This is a genomic window from Massilia sp. 2TAF26, assembly GCF_052115005.1.
GTDB lineage: Bacteria > Pseudomonadota > Gammaproteobacteria > Burkholderiales > Burkholderiaceae_D > Telluria.
In genome coordinates this window covers 82,798-100,965 of sequence record NZ_JBFRFV010000008.1, presented here as the reverse complement: position 1 = coordinate 100,965, position 18,168 = coordinate 82,798, and the positions used below count along the sequence as shown (strand labels likewise).

The window sequence follows — 18,168 nt, the reverse complement described above, 5'->3', positions numbered from 1 at the left end:
GCCCATGACACCTTCAGCTTCCCGGCGCGCCACCTGCGCCGCCTGCCTGCGCGCGCGGAGCGCCTGCATCTGCGGCTTCGCGGCGCCGCTCGCCAGCCGTGTCGAGCTGCTGGTCCTGCAACATCCGCTCGAGGTGCATCACGCCAAGAACAGCGCGCGGCTGCTGCACCTGTCCCTGCCGTCGAGCCGGCTGCTGGTCGGCGAGGCGTTTGCCGCCGCCGAGCTGGACGCGGCCCTGAATGCGGACGGACGCAGGCCGCTGCTGCTGTACCCGCACACCCCCGGCGAAGCCGCGCTCGGCCTGCCGGCGCCGCCGCCGCTCGATCCTGCCGGCTTGGCGCAGCCGGAGGCGCTGCGCCTGGTGCTGCTCGACGCCACCTGGCGCAAGAGTCGCAAGATGCTCTACCTGAACCCTGCGCTGCAGTGCCTGCCGCGCCTGGCTCTGCAGGAACTGCCGCCTTCGGCTTATCGGATTCGCAAGGCCCATGCGCCGGACCAGCTGTCGTCGCTGGAAGCGGCCGTGCATGCGCTGTCCCGCCTCGAAAACCGGCCTGAACACTACACTTCGTTGCTCGACGGATTCGATCGGTTTGTGGAACAACAATCCCGTCTATTTCGCGCTTGAACCAACAATAAAGCAGGTGTACGATACTGTATATCCATACAGTACTCGGGAGCGCCATAGTGAATCGCCAACAAGCTTGGGCAGAAGACGTGGAATTGCAAGGCCAGGTCATGATCCCCCCGCGGCCGCTCGCGCCGCACAAGGGCCGTGGCGCCGTGTCGAACCTTCAGGGCCGTTACGAAGTCCACGGCCGCGAGCGTTTCGACGACGGCTGGACGGTCCCGGGGCTGAAGGATGAAGGACCGGCCGCGCCGAAGACCATTGTCACGGATGAGTTTGCCAAAACCATCCTGACCCGCAATGCATCGCCGGACATTCCCTTCAATGTCTCGCTCAATCCCTACCGGGGATGCGAGCACGGCTGCATCTATTGCTTCGCACGTCCCTCGCACAGCTATCTCGGCCTGTCGCCCGGCCTCGACTTCGAAAGCCGCATCTTCGCCAAGGTGAATGCGGCCGACCTGCTGCGCCGCGAACTGGCCCGCCCCGGCTATGTGCCCGAAAGCATCGCCATCGGCGTCAACACGGACGCCTATCAGCCTTGCGAGCGCGAACGCGGCATCACGCGCGAAGTGCTGCAGGTGCTGGCCGAGTGCAAGCACCCCTATGGCCTGATCACCAAGTCGGCGCTGATCGAGCGCGACGTCGACCTGATCGCGCCGATGGCGGAGAAGGGCCTGGCGGCGGCCGCGATCACGCTCACGACCCTGGACGGCGAGATCGCGCGCACCCTCGAGCCGCGCGCGGCCGCGCCGGCACGCCGCCTGCGCGCGATCCGCACGCTCACCGAAGCCGGCATCCCGGTCAGCGTCAGCGTGGCGCCCATCATTCCCTTCATCACGGAACCGGAGATCGAGCGCATCCTCGAGGCCGCCAGGGACGCCGGCGCGGTCGGCGCCCACTACGTCGTGCTACGCATGCCGTGGGAAGTCAACCCGCTGTTTCATCAATGGTTGTACGCTCATTTTCCAGACCGGGCTCAACGCGTCCTGAATCGCATGAAAGATATGCGCGGCGGCAAGGAATACGATAGCGATTTCGGCAAGCGCATGACGGGCGAAGGCGTGTGGGCCGACCTGATCCGCCAGCGCTTCACCAAGGCGGTCAAGCGGCTCGGCATGGACGGCTTTAATGGCCGCTTCAGCAAGATGGACGGCACGCAGTTCCGCCGCCCGCTGGTGGTGCCCTCGGCCGCGGCCTGCCAGCGCCGCGACGAGGACGTTACCCAGCTCGACCTGTTCGGCGGCGTGCCGGCGGCCGAGGCGGGCGGCAAGCCGCAGGGCGGGAAGGCCAAGGCGAGCCCGCAGATGGACCTGTTTTGAGTTAGGATGGCGCCTCGCATCTTTCTGGGATGCAAGTAATTCATTACGATCACGGGATTCATATGGAAGAGCAGGGCAGCGCAGCAGGCCGGATCAGGCGGGTGGTGTTTGTCGGTGCGGAATCGACCGGCAAATCGACCTTGTGCGAATACCTGGCGCGCCAGTACGGCAGCGTGGCCGTGCCCGAGATCGGCCGCTACATCTGGGAAGACAAGGAAGGCCAGCTGGATGCCGGCGATTATGTCGACATCGCCCTGCGCCACCGCGAGGCCGAGGACGAGCAGATGCCCTACGCCAGGTGCTACCTGTTCGTCGACACGAATGCCCTGACCACCTTGCTGCTGGGCCTGGAATTCGGCCAGGTCGGCAAGCCGGTCCCGCCCGAGCTGCTGCGCTGCGCCGACGAATGCCGCGAGCGCTATGCGCATACCTTCGTCTGTGCCGACGACATCCCCTATGAGGAGCAGGCCGCGCGCGAGAACGAAGCCTGGCGCGGGCGCATCCACCAGCTCGTCCTGGAGGACCTGGAGGCGCGCGGCATTCCGTATACCCTGGTGAGCGGCAGCGTCGAGGAACGCGGGCTGCAGGTACGCCGGGTGATCGAGGGCGTGGTCTGACTGCGGGCCGCTGTAAACGAACAAATCCGCCCGAGGGCGGATTTGCTTTATTGGCGTGTCAACTTATTTCTTCACGCATTCCATACTTACGATGCCATCTCGAATTTCAACTTTGATGTTCCTGTTGACGCTGTTTCGAGCGTCATCCATGGACTGAATTGTGTTGTTCGCGGCTTCGCAGGAGTCCTTGCACGTGAACTCCTGCATAAAACGCCACCGTACACAACGGGACGATAGCTATCCTGAATACCAAGTTTGCGTGATCGCATCAAGCACGAGGACCAAGCCGAGTGTTGTTGCGCCGTCATTCGGAATGCATATTTGATAAAAAAAGTTTCCCTTTTTATACAATTTTTCTCAGGATCCTTGTATGTTTGTGTTGCTGATGCATTCCGATACACAGACCAGGTCCCATGCCAAGCAACGTCCCGCTCTACAAATACCGTGCGCTGTTGTTGTCGCAGAGTTTCTTCATCAAGGACAACGCTGCCGAGTTGCGGCTCCACGCCCACAAATATGACTTCGACATGGCTTTCTTCAGCGAAGTCAGCGAGTTCGTGGCGGCGGTGGAGGGCGATGCCGGCAACGGCCTGTTCGTGATCGATCTCGATGCCCTGCACAATATGCAGGCCGACATGCAGGACAGGCGCAAGACCCTGATGCTGGGCGAGCTGCTGCAGCGCCTGCCGCCGGGGCGCGAATACGTCTACCTGCAGAGCTCGCGCCAGGGCGGCCGCTACCTGCTGCAGCAGAAACTGGTCGACTCCCACTGCCTGGCCTATGCCGAAAAGCCGATCGCCAACGACGTACTGGTCGACAAGCTGTTCAATCTCTTCGTCCAGCAAAAGCGCGGCGAGCTGGTACGCCTGCTCCACCTGGGAGAAGCCGGCGGATTCGACGAGGATTGCCTGCGCCAGGCGCGCATCGAGCTGATCCCGCACGATCAGGCCCAGACCCTGCACCTGCGGGTGCGCGAGCTGCAGCCCGACCTGGTGCTGGTCAGCGATGCCGAGTTCGCGCGCACCGATTCCCTGGCGCGCGTACTCAAGAAAAACATCGAAGCCGACCCGGTGCGCGAGATCGTGCTGCTGCAGCGCCAGCCGGACGCCGCCCTGATGCAGCGCGCCCTGGCGAACGGCTTCGACGCGGTGTTGCCGGCAGGCGACCCCGGCCTGCTGTGCGCCCAGCTGGTCAACCGGGCCAGCAAGATCCGCATCAGCAAGGACCTGATTGCCAAGGACCGCGCGACCGGCCTGCTGAACAAGGTCGGCCTGCAGAAGAAGGCCCAGGAACTGATCCGCCAGGCGGCGCGCGAGGAGTGTCCGATGGCCTTCGGCGTGATCGACATCGACAAGTTCAAGACCATCAACGATAGCTGGGGCCATTATTTTGGCGACATCGTCATCAAGCGCCTGGCGGTCTGCCTGGCATCCCACCTGGGCGAGCGCGACCTGCTCAGCCGTTTCGGCGGCGAGGAATTCGTGATCGTGTTCTGGGATTGCACACTGGAGCGCGGCTGGCACCGGCTGAATGCGATGCGCCAGGCCTTCGGTCTGCTGCCTTTCGAGGTGCGTTCGGGCGACGTGCGGCGCTTTTCCTTCAGCGGCGGGATGGCCGCCTATCCGGCCTGCCAGACGGAGAACGCGCTGTTCCTGCGCGCGGACGCCATGCTGTACGAGGCCAAGCAGGGCGGGCGCGATCGTATCTGTCCGATGCCTTCGGCCTGATTATCTTTCGTTGGTGCTTGCGGCCATCAGCTCCATGGTGTCGGCGGCCCCCATCCTGCGCGCCGCGTCGAGCATGGAATTGCCGTCGGCATCCAGCCGGAAGGGATCGGCGCCGCGCGCCAGCAGCAGCCGGGCGATGTCGGCGCGGTTGAACATGGCGGCGAACATCAGCGCCGTCTTGCCGTTCGGGCCGGCGGTGTCGACCTGGGCGCCATGGCTGAGCAGCAGGATGGCGATCCGCAGATCTCCCTTGAAGGCGGCGCCGTGCAGCGGGGCCTGGCCGACATCGTTCATGAGGTCCGGATCGGCGCCGTGGTCCAGCAGGACTTTCGCGGCATCGTGGTGGCCGTGGTAGCAGGCCAGCATCAGGAGGCTGTCGCCGCGCTCGTTGCGCAGGTTCGGCGGCAGGCCCTGGCCCAGCAGGGTGGCGAGTTCCGCGGCCTCGCCGGCGCGGGCGAAGCCGAATACCCGGCGCACGAAGGCGAGGGTGTCCTCGTCGAGTTCGTCGCTTGACGGCGGCCGTGTCGGTGCTGGTTGCATGCGGCGATTAGACCACAGGCGCCGGAATCGGGGCGCAGGATCAGCCGTGGAACGCTACCAGGTGGCGCTCGATCTCGAACACGTGTTCGTCGGGCTTGCCCAGTTCGCGCAGGGCCCTGGCCAGCTCCAGCAGGTACTCGCTGTTCGGTCCGCTCGGTCCGCGGGCGCCGGCGATCTGGCGCGCGATCTCGCGCTCGCTGGCCGGGCCCAGGTAGGCCGCGTTCTCGTGGGTGGCGATGTAGACCAGGCCCTCGGCCGAGCCGCCGTCCTCGAAATGGATGTCGGTGGCGAGGCGCAGGTAGCCGTTCTTTTCGCGGTAGTCGAGGTGGGCGAATTCCTCCGGCGTGACCAGGTAGGCCATGCCGTGGCAGAGCGCGCCGGCTTCCGGCACCAGGGTCACCACGCGCCCGGGCGCCGTCTCGGTGCCGCGGTGGTCGTGCGAGCCTTGCCAGAAGCGCCTGGTCCAGCCGGCGATGTGGGCCGGACGGCGTTCGAGGAAGGGGAAGTCGGCCTTGAAGATCAGGGAGCCGTAGCCGAACAGCCACACCTTGGCGTGGCTGTCGAAGCGCTTCATGGTCCGGTTGATGTCGATGGTGTTATGGGACATCCCGCCATTCTAGCGCTTACCGGGGCAAGCCCTTGCCGACGTAATCGAGGAAGAAGGCGACGAAGGCCTCGGCCGCCGGCGACAGCGAGCGCTGTCCGCGCGTATAGATGAAGAAGCGGCGTGTCAGCACCGGCTCGGCCAGCGGCCGGGTCAGCAGGCCGTGGCGCCGCACCAGGGCCGACGCATAAGGCATGCAGATCGTCACGCCGAGGCCGGCCGCCACCATCGCCAGCGCGGTCGTCATGAAGGTCACCTCGTGCTCGGGCTTGAGGGTCGCTTCGCGCAGGGACCCGTCCATATCGGCCAGCAGGCGCTCGGTGAACTGGCCGCGCAGCGAGATGAAGGGATAGCCGGCCAGGTCGTTCCAGGTCAGCTGCCCGCGGCTCTCGAGCGGATGGCCGGGCGGCAGCACGGCTTCGAAAGGCATCTCGAGCAGCGGCCGCGCTTCGAGTTCCGGGGTGTCGTCGCGCTCGGGACCGATGCCGCAGTCGACCTCGCCGGACAGCACCCGCGCGCCGACCTGCTCGACCCCGCTGTCGGCCAGGCTGACCTTGATTTCGGGGTGGCGCACTCGCCAGGCGGCGATGGCCTGGGGCAACAGGGTACATGCCATCAGCTGGGGCGCCGCGACTCGGACGATACCCTTCCTGAGTTGTGTATGATCCGCAACGTTAGCAAGCGCACGGTCGAGATCGTCGATCATCTGGCTGAATAGGGGGTAGAGCTCCTTGCCCATTTCCGTCAGTGCGATTCGACGCGTACTGCGATCAATCACCCTCGCGCCAAGTGTTTGTTCTAGTTCTTTGATCAAACCGGACAAAGCTGACTGTGTCACGTGCATGTATTGAGCAGCAAGCGTAAAGTTACCAGTCTTGGCCACAGCGACGAAGGCGCGCATCTGGCGCAGGGTGGGATTCATCAGATAGTCCGATAAATAGGTCGAAAAATATTGTTTGTATGATAGTACGTTTTCATTTTTAATTACGGCAATATTTGTCGCTGAGGAATCTCATGAAATTTGCCACTCTGAAAACCGGCGGCCGCGACGGCACTCTCGTCGTCGTCAGCCGTGACCTCGTCACCTGCCAGGCCGTCCCCGGCATCGCGCCCACCCTGCAGGCCGCGCTGGACGACTGGGACCGCGTCGCGCCGCAACTGCAGCGGGTGTACCAAGAGCTGAACCAGGGCACGGCCCAGGACGCCGTCTCCTTCCTGGAAGAGGAATGCGCCTCGCCGCTGCCGCGCGCCTACCAGTGGGCCGACGGCTCGGCCTACATCAACCACGTCGAGCTGGTGCGCAAGGCCCGCGGCGCCGAGGTGCCGCCGTCCTTCTACAACGATCCGCTGATGTACCAGGGCGGTTCGGATTCCTTCGTCGGCCCCTGCGACCCGATCGCGGTGCTGTCCGAGGACTGGGGCGTCGACCTGGAAGCGGAAGTGGCGGTCGTCACCGGCGACGTGCCGATGGGTGCGAGCCCGGAACAGGCTGCGCAGGCGATCCGCCTGGTGATGCTGGTGAACGACGTCTCGCTGCGCAACCTGATCCCGAAGGAGCTGGAGAAGGGCTTCGGCTTCTTCCAGTCGAAGCCGGCCAGCGCCTTCTCGCCGGTGGCCGTGACGCCGGACGAGCTGGGCGAGGCCTGGCGCGACAGCAAGCTCTGCCTGCCGCTGCTGGTGACCCTGAACGGCCAGTCCTTCGGCCGCCCGAACGCGGGCGAGGACATGACCTTCAGCTTCGCCCAGCTGGTCGCGCATGCCGCCAGGACGCGCGAGCTGGCGGCCGGCAGCATCATCGGCTCCGGCACGGTGTCGAACAAGCAGGGCGGCCTGCACGGCTCGAGCATCGCCAACGGCGGCGTCGGCTACTGCTGCCTGGCCGAGCTGCGCATGTATGAAACGATCGAACAGGGCGCGCCCCAGACGCCGTTCCTGCGCTACGGCGACACGGTCCGCATCGAAATGCAGGATGCGGCCGGCGCGAGCATTTTCGGGGCGATCGACCAGGAGGTCGCCCACTATCACGGGAGGAAGGAATGAAGCTCTATACCTATTTTCGCAGCTCGGCCGCCTACAGGGTGCGTATCGCGCTGAATCTGAAGGGGCTCCAGTACGATGCTATCCCGGTGCATCTGCTGCGCGGCGGCGGCGAACAGCTGCAGGAGCAGTACCGCGCCATCAATCCGAGCGGCCTGGTGCCGGCTTTTCAGGACGACTACATCACGCTGACGCAATCGATGGCCATCCTCGAGTACCTCGAAGATGCCCATCCGAAGATGCCGATCATGCCGAAGGACGCCACCGAGCGCGCCCGCGTGCGCGAGCTGGCCCAGATCATCGCCTGCGACATCCATCCCGTGAACAACCTGCGCGTGCTGCGCTACCTGGTGCACGATCTCGGCGTGACGGAAGAGAAGAAGGCGGAGTGGTACCGTCACTGGCTGGTCGGCGGCCTCGAGGTGCTCGAAAAGCACCTGGCGCGCGACCCCAGCGCCGGTCCGCTGTGCCATGGCCACAAGCCGACCATCGCCGATTGCTTCCTGGTGCCGCAGGTCTTCAATGCGCAGCGCCACGGCATCGATGTCTCGATCTATCCGAACATCTCGCGCATCAATGCGCTGTGCGTGCAGATTCCCGCCTTCGTGGCGGCGCATCCTTCGAACCAGCCGGACGCGGAGTAATCCCGCGCCGGCCGGCGATTGACGGCTCAGTGCCGGGTCTGCGATCCGGCCGTCGAGCGGTCCGGTCTCGACGGCTTCGATACCTCTTCCAGGGCGTGGTCGACGCCGGCCGAGTGCTTGGTCGCCATATCCCCCAACGACACGATCCCGACCACCTCATGCGAGGCCTGGTCGACCACCGGCACGCGGCGGATCTGCACGTCGCCCATCTGGCCGAGCACCTCGTCGACGGTCTGGTGCGGCGAGCAGGTGCGCACGTCGGTGCTCATCACGTCGCCGACGCGGGTGCTGCCCGGCGCCTGGCCGGCGGCGGTGGCGCGCACGGTGATGTCGCGGTCGGTGATCATGCCGACCAGCTTCTGGCCGTCGAGCACCGGGATCGAGCCGACGTTCAGTTCATCCATCATCTGGGCGGCGCGCTGTATCGTTTCCTGCGGCGAGATGCTTTGCACGTCGCGGGTCATCACATCCTGGATCGTTTGCATGGGGGGTCTCCCTGGGTTGCGAAATGCTGCCGATGATGCACCGATTTGCGAAACCCGGACGCCAGGTTGACGCGCGGAACGGCCCGTAAAAAAGCTACAATCTGAGCCCTTTTCAGCTTGCCGAGCCCAGCCATGCCGAATACCGCGATCCCCGCGCCCATCCTCGATGCCTTCGACCTTGCCGACCCCTCGTGGCGGCCGCACCTGGAAGCCGGCCTGCGCGCCATGATGGCGCTCGACCCGGCCTATCTGCCGGCGCTCGCTGCCGACGACTACCTGCCGACCGGCGGGCGGCTGTTCGCGGCCTTTTCCCTGCCGCTGGGGCAGGTGCGCTACGTGCTGGTGGGCGAGGGGCCGTACCCGCGCCCCGAGAGCGCGACCGGCGTGTGCTTCATGGACGGCGCGGTGGGCGGGCTGTGGTCGGACACCGGCCTGTCGAAGCCGGTCAACCGCGCGACCTCGCTGCGCAACTTCATGAAGATGCTGCTGGTGGCCGACGGCCAGCTGAGCATGGCCGACACCGGCGGCGCGGCCCTGGCGCCGATCGCCAAAGCGGCTCGCGAAGGGGCTTTCATCCAGACGCTGCCGGCGCTGCAGGACAAGCTGGTCGCGCGGGGCTTCCTGCTGCTGAACGCTTCGCTGGTATTCCGCAAGCACGTCGCCCCGGTGGTCGACGCCCGCGCCTGGCTACCGTTCCAGCGCGCCGTCTTCGCCACGCTCGGGCAGTGCGAGCCGAAGCCGACCCTGGTCCTGTGGGGCAAGATCGCCGAGCAACTGAAGAAAGTACCGGAAACCGAAGGCTTCCCCCAGATCCACGCCGAACACCCCTACAACCTGAGCTTCATCGGCCACGAAGGCATGCACAAGCTGTTCGGCCCGATGCAACTGCTGCGTCCCTAATTCGGGGTCAGAGCACTTTTTCGATCAAATGTTCTCTGGAACCGTCGTTGCGCGATTGCGCCGGTATCAGCGCGGAAGTGCCGGGGACACGGGGGGCGATTGCCTGTGAGCTTTTGTCGGGAAAAGTGCTCTGACCCCGAATTTTGGGAGTGTGGTGGTTTTGGGGCCGCCAAGACAAAGGCTGCCGAATGCGCTATACTTGACTAATTCAATCAACTAATCAGGTTTTTATTCTTGCTAATGCGGGAAAGGAACTTGAGGCGTTGAAGAGAAGCAAGATTTTAACACTGTTTGGATACCAACCCGGGGTTGTGATGCGTCTGACCACCAAAGGCCGTTTTGCTGTTACCGCGATGATCGATCTTGCCCTGCGCCAGGGCAATGGTCCCGTCACGCTGTCGGGCATCAGCCAGCGCCAGGCCATTTCGCTGTCCTATCTGGAGCAGCTGTTCGGCAAGTTGCGCCGGCACGAGATCGTCGAGTCGGTGCGCGGCCCGGGCGGCGGCTACAGCCTGGCGCGCAGCGCCGACAAGGTGACCGTGGCCGACATCATCATCGCCGTCGACGAGCCGCTCGATGCGACCCAGTGCGGCGGCAAGGAAAATTGCCACGGCGCCGATGCCGCCAGCGGCACGCGCTGCATGACCCATGAACTCTGGGCCACGCTGAACGCGAAGATGGTCGATTACCTCGATTCGGTCACCCTGCATGACCTGGTCGAGCAGCAGAAACAAAAAGAATCGAAGGAACAGAACGTGGTGGTGATGCACCGCCACGCGTCGCCGGACAACACCGAAGCAAAGCATATTGGAGTGAACTGATGAACGCGCCCCTGGACAAAAAAATCGAGCAGAGCTTCCAGACTGCACCGCATTTCCCGATCTACATGGACTATTCGGCGACCACGCCGATCGATCCACGCGTCGCCGACGCCATGATTCCCTTCCTGCGCGAGCAGTTCGGCAATCCGGCCTCGCGCAGCCACGCCTACGGCTGGAGCGCCGAGGCGGCGGTCGAGGAAGCGCGCGCCAATGTCGCCGCCCTGGTCGGCGCCGATCCGCGCGAGATCATCTGGACCTCGGGTGCGACCGAATCGAACAACCTGGCCCTGAAGGGCGCCGCCAACTTCTATAAAACGAAGGGCAAGCACATCATCACCGTGAAGACCGAGCACAAGTCGGTGCTCGACACCGTGCGCGAACTGGAGCGCGTCGGCTTCGAGGCGACCTACCTGGAGCCGCAGGACAACGGCCTGGTCTCGCTGGAACAGCTGGAAGCGGCGATCCGCCCGGACACCATCCTGGTCTCCGTCATGCTGGTGAATAACGAGATCGGCGTGATCCAGCCGATCAAGGAAATCGGCGAACTGTGCCGCAAGAAGGGCGTGATCTTCCACTGCGACGCCGCCCAGGCCACCGGCAAGGTCCACATCAACCTGGAAGACCTGAAGGTCGACCTGATGACCTTCACCGCGCACAAGACCTACGGCCCGAAAGGCGTGGGCGCCCTGTATGTCCGTCGCAAGCCGCGCGTGCGCCTGGAAGCGCAGATGCACGGCGGCGGCCACGAGCGCGGCCTGCGTTCGGGCACCCTGCCGACCCACCAGATCGTGGGTATGGGCGAAGCCTTCCGCATCGCCAAGGAAGAGATGGATGCGGAGATCGTGAAAGTGAAGGCGCTGCGCGACCGCCTGGCCAAGGGCCTGATGGAGATCGAAGAGGTCTACATCAACGGCGACATGGAACACCGCGTGCCGCACAACCTGAACGTCTCGTTCAACTTCGTCGAAGGCGAGTCGCTGATCATGGCGGTCAAGGATCTCGCCGTGTCGTCGGGTTCGGCCTGCACCTCGGCCTCGCTGGAGCCGTCCTACGTGCTGCGCGCCCTGGGCCGCAGCGACGAACTGGCGCACAGCTCGATCCGCTTCACCATCGGCCGCTTCACGACCGAGGAAGACATCGACTTCGCGGTCAACCTGCTGAAGTCGAAAGTCGGCAAGCTGCGCGAACTGTCGCCGCTGTGGGAAATGCACAAGGACGGGATCGACCTGAATTCGATCCAATGGGCCGCACACTAATCACCGCATACGAATACAAGGAGCACTGACATGGCATATTCCGACAAAGTCCTCGACCACTACGAAAACCCGCGCAACGTCGGCTCGTTCGACAAGAACTCCGACGACGTCGGCACCGGCATGGTCGGCGCCCCGGCCTGCGGCGACGTGATGAAGCTGCAGATCAAGGTCAACGAAGCCGGCGTGATCGAAGACGCGAAGTTCAAGACCTACGGCTGCGGTTCGGCGATCGCTTCGAGCTCGCTGGTGACCGAATGGGTGAAGGGCAAGTCGCTGGACGAAGCGCTGTCCATCAAGAACACCCAGATCGCCGAAGAACTGGCGCTGCCGCCGGTGAAGATCCACTGCTCGATCCTGGCAGAGGATGCGATCAAGGCCGCCGTGGCCGATTACAAGCACAAGCACGCTACCGAACAGGCGTAAATCCGTAGGGTGGGCGCGGCGTGCCCACCCTGCCGAAGCAGCAAACGTAATTCAAGCTGGAGAATACTGATGGCAATCACCCTGACCGAAAAAGCCGCGAAGCACATCAACCGTTACCTCGAACGCCGGGGCAAGGGTGTCGGCTTGCGTTTCGGTGTGCGCACGACCGGCTGCTCCGGCCTGGCCTACAAGCTGGAGTATGTCGACGAGCCGGCGGACGAAGACAATATCTTCGAATCGCACGGCGTGAGGGTCTTCGTCGATCCGAAGAGCCTGCCCTATATCGACGGCACCGAACTGGACTTCGCCCGCGAAGGCCTGAACGAAGGCTTCCGCTTCAACAACCCGAACGTCAAGGACAACTGCGGCTGCGGCGAATCCTTCCGCATCTGAGGCAAGCAGACCCGCGATGCAGAACCACTTCGAGCTGTTCCAACTCCCGGCCAGGTTCGACGTCGACATGGACGCCCTGGATGCGGCCTACCGCGAAGTCCAGGGCCGGGTCCACCCGGACCGCTTCGTCAACGCCAGCGACGCCGAGAAGCGCGTCGCGATGCAGTGGGCGACCCGCGCCAACGAGGCCTACCAGACCCTGCGCAAGCCGATGCTGCGCGCGCGCTACCTGTGCGAGCTGAACGGCGTCGACCTGCAGACCGAGTCCAACACGGCGATGCCGATGGACTTCCTGATGCAGCAGATGGAACTGCGCGAGGCCCTCGGCGATGCGAGAGCAAGCAAGGATGCCGAGGCGCTGGACGAACTGGACGCTCAGGTACGCAGCGAGAAGAAGAGCCGGCTGGCCCAGGTCGGCAAGCTGCTCGACGCCGGCGACTACGGCCAGGCCGCGCAGGGCGTGCGCGCGCTGATGTTCCTCGATAAGTTCGCCGACGAATTGCATTACGCGTTCGAAGCGCTCGAATCATAACGTGGGCACGAAGCGCCACACCAAGTGGCCCGGCAGGCCAGCGCAGCGCGGTACATAAAAACAAACAGGTAACACGACCATGGCACTACTGCAGATTTCCGAACCCGGCATGTCGACCGCACCGCACCAGCACCGGCTGGCGGTGGGCATCGACCTGGGCACCACCAACTCCCTCGTCGCGACCGTCCGCTCCAGCATTCCCGAAGTGCTGAGCGACGAAGACGGCCGCGCGCTGCTGCCATCGATCGTTCGCTACCTGCCGAACGGCCACGCCAACATCGGCTACAAAGCGATGGCGGCCCGCACCACCGATCCGAAGAACACCATCGTCTCCGTGAAGCGCTTCATGGGCCGCGGCCTGAAGGACATCGCGCACGTCGAGAACCTGCCGTATGACTTCGTCGATGCTCCTGGTATGGTGCAGGTCAAGACCGTGGCCGGCGTGAAAAGCCCGGTGGAAGTCTCGGCACAGATCCTGGCGACCCTGCGCCAGACCGCCGAAGACGCCCTCGGCGACGAACTGGTCGGCGCCGTGATCACCGTGCCGGCCTACTTCGACGACGCCCAGCGCCAGGCGACCAAGGATGCGGCCCAGCTGGCCGGCCTGAACGTGCTGCGCCTGCTGTCCGAGCCGACCGCGGCCGCCATCGCCTATGGCCTGGACCACGGCAAGGAAGGCGTGTTCGCGGTCTACGACCTGGGCGGCGGCACCTTCGACATCTCGATCCTCAAGCTCTCGAAAGGCGTGTTCGAAGTGCTGTCGACCGGCGGCGATTCGGCCCTGGGCGGCGACGACTTCGACCAGCGCCTGTTCTGCCACATCACCCAGCAGGCCGGCCTCGCGCCGCTGTCCGACGAAGACACGGCGACCCTGATGGTCAAGGCGCGCCAGGCCAAGGAACTGTTGTCGACCAACGAAGAGACGACTGTCGAGGCGATCCTGAAGTCGGGCGAGATCGTGCAGGTATTGGTGAGCGCCAGGACCTTTGCCGAGATCACCCAGCCGCTGATCGCCAAGACCATGAACGCGGTGCGCAAGGCCATGCGCGATGCGAACGTCAGCGTCGAAGACGTCGACGGCGTCGTGATGGTGGGCGGCGCGACCCGCATGCCGCACGTGCGCCGCGCGGTGGGCGACTTCTTCAAGACCATCCCGCACGCGAACATCGACCCGGACAAGGTGGTGGCGCTGGGCGCCGCGATCCAGGCCAATCTGCTGGCCGGCAACCGCGCGGCGGGCGACGACTGGCTGCTGCTGGACGTGATCCCGCTGTCGCTGGGCATCGAGACCATGGGCGGCCTGGTCGAGAAGATCATCCCGCGCAACTCGACGATTCCCTGCGCCCGCGCCCAGGAGTTCACGACCTTCAAGGACGGCCAGACGGCCCTCGCCGTGCACGTGGTGCAGGGCGAGCGCGAGCTGGTGCTAGATACCCGTTCGCTGGCGCGCTTCGAGCTGCGCGGCATCCCGCCGATGGCGGCCGGCGCGGCGCGCATCCGCGTGACCTACCAGGTCGATGCGGACGGCCTGCTGTCGGTGTCGGCGCGCGAGACCCGCTCGGGCGTCGAGGCGCACATCACCGTCAAGCCGTCCTACGGCCTGGGTGACGACGAAGTCGCGCGCATGCTGCAGGATTCGTACAACTCCGCGCAAGTCGACATGGTGGCGCGCGCGCTGCGCGAAGAACAGGTCGAGGCCGAGCGCATCCTGCTGGCCACGCAGTCGGCGCTGGACGCCGACGCCGACCTGCTGAACGACGAGGAACGCGCCGCGGTGGCGACCCTGGAGCAGGGCGTGCGCGACGCGCTGGCCCGCTCGGCCGACGAGGCGCTCGGCGTGGACGAGCGCCAGCACAAGCTGCACGACGCCGTACAGGCGCTGGCCCACGGCACCGAGGAATTCGCGGCGCGGCGCATGGACAAGAGTGTGCGCAAGGTGCTGGCCGGTAAATCGCTGGATCAGGTGTGATGGATCGTGGGCACCCCGTGCCCACGTCAAGCAATAAAACAAACGAGGTAAAAGAAGTGCCACAAATCGTCATCCTCCCCCATCCCGTCTTCTGCCCCGAAGGCGCCGTGCTCGAAGGCCAGAGCGGCAAGTCGATCTGCGACACGCTGCTCGAAAACGACATCGAGATCGAGCACGCCTGCGACCGCGTGTGCGCCTGCACCACCTGCCACGTGATCGTGCGCGAAGGCTTCGACTCGCTGAACGAGCAGGAAGAAAAGGAAGAGGACATGCTGGACAAGGCCTGGGGCCTGGAGCCGAACTCGCGCCTGTCCTGCCAGGCCATCATCGCCGATGAGGACCTGGTGGTCGAGATCCCGAAATACACGATCAACCACGCCGCAGAGAATCACTGATCGCCTGAACTGGAGATTGCCATGAAGTGGACCGACGTCGCCGCCATCGCCGAGGCCTTGTACGAGACCTACCCGGACGTCGACCCGCGCACGGTGCGCTTCGTGGATCTGCACAACTGGGTCGTCGGGCTGGAAGGCTTCGACGACGACCGCGCGCGCGGCGGCGAGCGCGTGCTGGAAGCCATACAAACGGCCTGGATAGATGAAGCAAGCTAAAAAAGAAGGCGCCCCGAAGAAGCCGGCGCCGGCCGCGCAGTCGGTTTATGAACTCCTCCCCGAGGTCAAGCCCGGGCAGTCGATCGAGCTGCTCAAGGAGCTGCACATCCTCACCCGCGACGGCAAGCTGAATCAGGACAGCCGCCGCAAGCTCAAGCAGGTCTACCACCTGGTCCAGTTCATCGAGCCGCTGGTCGGCGACGTACTGGAAAAGCAGGGCGAGAGCAAGCATGGCGTGAGCCTGGTCGACCATGGCGCCGGCAAGTCCTACCTCGGCTTCATCCTGTACGACCTTCTCTTTAAAAACAAGGCGGCGGGCGAGGGCGGCCACATCTACGGCATCGAAACCCGCGAAGAGCTGGTGCAGAAATCGACCGAGCTGGCGGCGAGACTCCAGTTCGGGGGCATGTCCTTCCTGAACCTGTCGGTGGCCGAGTCGACCGACTCGGGCAAGCTGCCCGCGGCCATCGACGTGGTCACCGCGCTGCACGCCTGTAATACCGCGACCGACGACGCGATCGACTTCGCCTTGAAGAAGAAGGCGAAGCACATCGTGCTGGTGCCCTGCTGCCAGGCCGAAGTGGCATCCGTGCTGCGCAAGAACAAGGGCAAGGACCTGGGCCGCAGCGCGCTGACCGAGATCTGGCGCCACCCGATCCACACCCGCGAGTTCGGCAGCCAGATCACCAACGTGCTGCGCTGCCTGCAGCTGGAGGCGCACGGCTACCAGGTGACGGTGACGGAACTGGTGGGCTGGGAGCACTCGATGAAGAACGAGCTGATCGTCGCCACGTATAAAAACCTGCCGCGCAAGCGGCCCGCCGAGCGCCTGCAGCAGGTGCTGGCCGAAGTGGGCCTGGACGAGATGGCCCAGCGCTTCTATACCGGCGAACCCGCCGTCTCCACCAACGACTGATAGCCAGAGACTCATGAGCGACCGACACGAACACTGGATCGACCTGCGCAGCGACACCGTCACCCAACCATCCAGCGCGATGCGGGCCGCAATGGCTGCGGCCGCCGTCGGCGACGACGTGTATGCCGACGACCCGACCGTCAACCGCCTGCAGGACTTCGCGGCCGAGCTGTTCGGCTACGAGGCCGGCCTGTTCGCAGCCTCCGGCACCCAGACCAACCTGATCGCGCTGATGACCCACTGCGGCCGCGGCGACGAATACCTGGTCGGCCAGGAAGCGCACACCTACAAGTACGAAGGCGGCGGCGCCGCGGTGCTGGGCAGTATCCAGCCGCAGCCGATCGCCAACCAGGCGGACGGTTCGATCGCCTTGTCCGACATCGCGGCCTACATCAAGCCGGACGATATGCACTTCGCGCGCACGCGCCTGCTGGCGCTCGAGAACACCATCGGCGGCCGCGTGCTGTCCCAGGATTACGTGCTCGCCGCAACCAGGCTGGCCCACGACAAGGGCCTGGCCACCCACCTGGACGGCGCCCGCGTCTGCAACGCCGCCGTCAAGAACGGCATCAGCCTGCGCGCAGCAGTCGAAGGCTTCGACACCGTCTCGGTCTGCCTGTCGAAGGGACTCGGCGCGCCGGTCGGTTCGGTGCTGCTGGGCCCCAAGGCCTTCATCGAGCAGGGCAAGCGCTGGCGCAAGATGCTGGGCGGCGGCATGCGCCAGGCCGGCGTGATCGCCGCCGCGGGCCAGTACGCGCTCGAGCACAACGTCGAGCGCCTGGCGGACGACCACCAGAATGCCGCCGACCTCTCGAGCGGCCTGGCCGGGATCGAACAGCTGCGTGTCACCACGCCGCAAACCAATATCTTCTACGTCGAGATTCCGGAAGCCGCCGTGGCCGGGCTGCGCGAGCACCTGGCCAGGCAAGGCATCCGCGCCTCGATCGGCACCCACACTCGCCTGGTAACCCACCTGGACATCAGCAAAGAGGACGTGCAAAAGACCATCGCCGCGTTCAAGGACTTCTTCCAATGACCGAAGACGGCATCCGCCTCGCCAAGCGCGTGGCCGAAATCCTTCCCTGCTCGCGCGGGGAAGCCGAGCGCTACATCGCCGGCGGCTGGGTCAGCGTCGACGGTGAAACGGTCGACGACCCGGCCACGCGCGTGACGTCCGCCCAGCAGGTCGTGCTGCTGCCGGGCGCGACGCCGGTCGAGCCGCCGCCGGTCACCATCCTGCTGCACAAGCCGGCCGGCCTGCACGGCAAGGCGGCGCTCGATTCCCTGCAGCTGGACACCGTGTTCGACGCCGGGAAGGGCCAGCGCGTGCTCAAGCGCCACCTCACCAAGCTGACGCCGGCGATGCCGCTCGAAGCCATGGCGAGCGGCCTGGTCGTGTTCAGCCAGGACTGGCGCGTGCTGCGCAAGCTGGGCGAGGACGGCGACCGCATCGAACAGGAATACGTGGCCGAGGTCACCGGCGCCATCGCCGAGGATGGCCTGGCGCGCCTGAACCGGGGCGGCCGCCCGAACGCGCCGATCAAGGCCAGCTGGCAGAGCGAGGCGCGGCTGCGCTTCGCCGGCAAGGGCATCGTCCCGGGCCAGATCGAGGCACTGTGCGGGGAAGTCGGCCTGCAGGTGACGGCCCTGCGCCGCCTGCGCATCGGCCGCGTGGCGCTCAGCAGCCTGCCGCTGGGGCAGTGGCGTTACCTGAAGGATAGCGAGAAGTTTTAGAGCGTCCGACAA

22 protein-coding genes are annotated in these 18,168 nt (G+C 65.2%); 18 read left to right on the top strand and 4 right to left on the bottom strand.

Translation table 11 applies throughout. The features are described from left to right. Positions 1-4: 4 nt before the first annotated feature. The 4 genes from AB4Z32_RS10800 (at position 5) to AB4Z32_RS10785 (ending at position 4,291) form a co-directional block, all read left to right on the top strand. Positions 5-625 (top strand): tRNA-uridine aminocarboxypropyltransferase, encoded by a 621-nt coding sequence (locus tag AB4Z32_RS10800; RefSeq protein WP_442121843.1) that lies wholly within the window; start codon positions 5-7, stop codon positions 623-625. Positions 626-735: 110 nt separating this feature from the next. After that, the gene (locus AB4Z32_RS10795) at positions 736-1,947 is read left to right on the top strand and encodes a PA0069 family radical SAM protein (protein WP_442121842.1); all 1,212 of its coding nucleotides are present in this window, start codon (positions 736-738) and stop codon (positions 1,945-1,947) included. A gap of 62 nt (positions 1,948-2,009) precedes the next feature. After that, on the top strand, positions 2,010-2,564 hold the full coding sequence (locus tag AB4Z32_RS10790; RefSeq protein WP_442121841.1) for an AAA family ATPase: 555 nt from the start codon (positions 2,010-2,012) through the stop codon (positions 2,562-2,564). A gap of 413 nt (positions 2,565-2,977) precedes the next feature. Next, positions 2,978-4,291, top strand: a complete 1,314-nt coding sequence (locus AB4Z32_RS10785) for a diguanylate cyclase (RefSeq protein WP_442121840.1) — start codon at positions 2,978-2,980, stop codon at positions 4,289-4,291. Here the strand turns inward: AB4Z32_RS10785 and AB4Z32_RS10780 are convergent, their stop codons facing one another. The 3 genes from AB4Z32_RS10780 to AB4Z32_RS10770 are packed head-to-tail and all read right to left on the bottom strand — an operon-like array spanning position 4,292 to position 6,336. Continuing rightward, the gene (locus AB4Z32_RS10780; RefSeq protein ID WP_442121839.1) at positions 4,292-4,831 is read right to left on the bottom strand and encodes an ankyrin repeat domain-containing protein; all 540 of its coding nucleotides are present in this window, start codon (positions 4,829-4,831) and stop codon (positions 4,292-4,294) included. It lies immediately after the preceding gene. Between the two features lie 40 nt (positions 4,832-4,871). Continuing rightward, a complete protein-coding gene (locus tag AB4Z32_RS10775; protein ID WP_442121838.1) occupies positions 4,872-5,438 on the bottom strand; it encodes a gamma-glutamylcyclotransferase in 567 nt (188 codons plus the stop codon). A gap of 16 nt (positions 5,439-5,454) precedes the next feature. Continuing rightward, positions 5,455-6,336, bottom strand: a complete 882-nt coding sequence (locus AB4Z32_RS10770) for a LysR family transcriptional regulator (protein WP_442121970.1) — start codon at positions 6,334-6,336, stop codon at positions 5,455-5,457. A 113-nt stretch (positions 6,337-6,449) separates the two neighbouring features. On the opposite strand from AB4Z32_RS10770, the gene AB4Z32_RS10765 reads away from it, so the two are divergent. Both AB4Z32_RS10765 and maiA read left to right on the top strand, forming a co-directional pair. Beyond that, positions 6,450-7,475 carry a fumarylacetoacetate hydrolase family protein gene (locus AB4Z32_RS10765; RefSeq protein WP_442121837.1) on the top strand — a complete coding sequence of 342 codons (1,026 nt, stop codon included), beginning with the start codon at positions 6,450-6,452 and terminating at the stop codon, positions 7,473-7,475. Beyond that, a complete protein-coding gene (maiA, locus tag AB4Z32_RS10760) occupies positions 7,472-8,116 on the top strand; it encodes a maleylacetoacetate isomerase (RefSeq protein WP_442121836.1) in 645 nt (214 codons plus the stop codon). The genes AB4Z32_RS10765 and maiA overlap by 4 nt, the downstream gene beginning before the upstream one ends. A gap of 26 nt (positions 8,117-8,142) precedes the next feature. Here the strand turns inward: maiA and AB4Z32_RS10755 are convergent, their stop codons facing one another. After that, positions 8,143-8,601, bottom strand: coding sequence for a CBS domain-containing protein (locus AB4Z32_RS10755; RefSeq protein WP_442121835.1), 459 nt, complete (start codon positions 8,599-8,601; stop codon positions 8,143-8,145). Between the two features lie 132 nt (positions 8,602-8,733). On the opposite strand from AB4Z32_RS10755, the gene AB4Z32_RS10750 reads away from it, so the two are divergent. The 12 genes from AB4Z32_RS10750 to AB4Z32_RS10695 all read left to right on the top strand — a co-directional run bounded on the left by AB4Z32_RS10750 (position 8,734) and on the right by AB4Z32_RS10695 (position 18,156). Further along, positions 8,734-9,501 carry a uracil-DNA glycosylase gene (locus AB4Z32_RS10750; protein WP_442121834.1) on the top strand — a complete coding sequence of 256 codons (768 nt, stop codon included), beginning with the start codon at positions 8,734-8,736 and terminating at the stop codon, positions 9,499-9,501. Positions 9,502-9,815: 314 nt separating this feature from the next. Next, the gene (gene iscR / locus AB4Z32_RS10745; RefSeq protein WP_442121833.1) at positions 9,816-10,322 is read left to right on the top strand and encodes a Fe-S cluster assembly transcriptional regulator IscR; all 507 of its coding nucleotides are present in this window, start codon (positions 9,816-9,818) and stop codon (positions 10,320-10,322) included. Further along, positions 10,322-11,578, top strand: a complete 1,257-nt coding sequence (locus AB4Z32_RS10740) for an IscS subfamily cysteine desulfurase (RefSeq protein ID WP_442121832.1) — start codon at positions 10,322-10,324, stop codon at positions 11,576-11,578. The genes iscR and AB4Z32_RS10740 overlap by 1 nt, the downstream gene beginning before the upstream one ends. Positions 11,579-11,608: 30 nt before the next feature. Beyond that, the gene (gene iscU / locus AB4Z32_RS10735; RefSeq protein ID WP_060567023.1) at positions 11,609-12,001 is read left to right on the top strand and encodes a Fe-S cluster assembly scaffold IscU; all 393 of its coding nucleotides are present in this window, start codon (positions 11,609-11,611) and stop codon (positions 11,999-12,001) included. Positions 12,002-12,070: 69 nt separating this feature from the next. Continuing rightward, the gene (gene iscA, locus AB4Z32_RS10730; protein WP_442121831.1) at positions 12,071-12,394 is read left to right on the top strand and encodes an iron-sulfur cluster assembly protein IscA; all 324 of its coding nucleotides are present in this window, start codon (positions 12,071-12,073) and stop codon (positions 12,392-12,394) included. Positions 12,395-12,410: 16 nt separating this feature from the next. Further along, complete coding sequence (gene hscB, locus AB4Z32_RS10725; protein ID WP_442121830.1) at positions 12,411-12,926, top strand: Fe-S protein assembly co-chaperone HscB; 516 nt, start codon at positions 12,411-12,413, stop codon at positions 12,924-12,926. A gap of 79 nt (positions 12,927-13,005) precedes the next feature. Beyond that, positions 13,006-14,895 (top strand): Fe-S protein assembly chaperone HscA, encoded by a 1,890-nt coding sequence (gene hscA, locus AB4Z32_RS10720; protein WP_442121829.1) that lies wholly within the window; start codon positions 13,006-13,008, stop codon positions 14,893-14,895. Positions 14,896-14,951: 56 nt separating this feature from the next. Further along, the gene (gene fdx, locus AB4Z32_RS10715) at positions 14,952-15,290 is read left to right on the top strand and encodes an ISC system 2Fe-2S type ferredoxin (protein WP_166858900.1); all 339 of its coding nucleotides are present in this window, start codon (positions 14,952-14,954) and stop codon (positions 15,288-15,290) included. 21 nt (positions 15,291-15,311) lie between these two features. After that, positions 15,312-15,506 carry a Fe-S cluster assembly protein IscX gene (gene iscX, locus AB4Z32_RS10710; protein ID WP_442121828.1) on the top strand — a complete coding sequence of 65 codons (195 nt, stop codon included), beginning with the start codon at positions 15,312-15,314 and terminating at the stop codon, positions 15,504-15,506. Next, positions 15,493-16,422 carry a class I SAM-dependent methyltransferase gene (locus AB4Z32_RS10705; protein ID WP_442121827.1) on the top strand — a complete coding sequence of 310 codons (930 nt, stop codon included), beginning with the start codon at positions 15,493-15,495 and terminating at the stop codon, positions 16,420-16,422. The genes iscX and AB4Z32_RS10705 overlap by 14 nt, the downstream gene beginning before the upstream one ends. Before the next feature lie 13 nt (positions 16,423-16,435). Continuing rightward, the gene (gene ltaE, locus AB4Z32_RS10700) at positions 16,436-17,458 is read left to right on the top strand and encodes a low-specificity L-threonine aldolase (protein WP_442121826.1); all 1,023 of its coding nucleotides are present in this window, start codon (positions 16,436-16,438) and stop codon (positions 17,456-17,458) included. Then, positions 17,455-18,156, top strand: coding sequence for an RNA pseudouridine synthase (locus tag AB4Z32_RS10695; RefSeq protein WP_442121825.1), 702 nt, complete (start codon positions 17,455-17,457; stop codon positions 18,154-18,156). Before ltaE ends, AB4Z32_RS10695 begins: the two co-directional genes overlap by 4 nt. The last annotated feature ends 12 nt before the right edge of the window (positions 18,157-18,168 follow it).